Annotated in this window: 2 protein-coding genes; both read right to left on the reverse strand. The window is 45.2% G+C overall.

What is annotated here, in order from left to right; genetic code table 11:
• Window positions 1–239: helix-turn-helix domain-containing protein (locus tag HMPREF9304_RS11025; RefSeq protein WP_036929109.1), on the reverse strand; the 239-nt coding region annotated here is incomplete at its 3' end.
• A 20-nt stretch (window positions 240–259) separates the two neighbouring features.
• Complete coding sequence (locus HMPREF9304_RS14180) at window positions 260–529, reverse strand: helix-turn-helix domain-containing protein (RefSeq protein ID WP_081953709.1); 270 nt, start codon at window positions 527–529, stop codon at window positions 260–262.
• Window positions 530–666 lie beyond the last annotated feature (137 nt).

Here is a 666-nt window from a genome sequence, read left to right on the forward strand (position 1 = left end):
AGTATCTTCCCTCCGATTTTGTAGAAAGGAAGCGTTCCTAAGTTTCTGTACTCTTGGAGCGTGCGTGTGCTGAGCCGTAATTGGCTGCAAACCTCCTCGCCAGTGAGGTAAACCTCTCCGCCTAACATCGGACGGGCGGTAGCGCAATACCGCTCCAATTTCTTCAATATTCCTTTCATCAGTTGTGAAAACAACTGCATCTGAGGGTCTTCCTGCGTAATGATTTCATTCTCTTCCATAGTTCATTCTGTGTTTGATTTCATTCTTTGTTTGCATTCAGTAACTCTGCGATGTCGCTTTCCTTATAATAGCATTTATGCCCAATGATGGAGAAGGGTATTTTACCCNTGTCGCGATAGGATTGCAGGGTNCGTTTGCTGATGCCGAGCCTNCGGCATACGGCTTCATTGTCGAGCCATTCGTCCGTTTCGGGCGGATTGCCGATNAGNTGTTCNATACTGTGGATAAAGTCTGCAAATTCGGANCNGTGTNGCTCCCACGCTTTGCGGTCGATGATAATGAGTTTCATTNCCTTGATTTTNTTTTGATTACTTTATTGTTACTCGGCAAACAAACTNTTATGCAGTCCATTGCCGTACTTATNGAGTGCAAAAGTAAACCCTCGGAAGCACNGCTGCAAGAAATGAGGAAAAGCAGGGAAATAGA

Origin of the sequence: Hoylesella timonensis S9-PR14 (assembly GCF_000762405.1) — a bacterium.
GTDB lineage: Bacteria > Bacteroidota > Bacteroidia > Bacteroidales > Bacteroidaceae > Prevotella > Prevotella timonensis_A.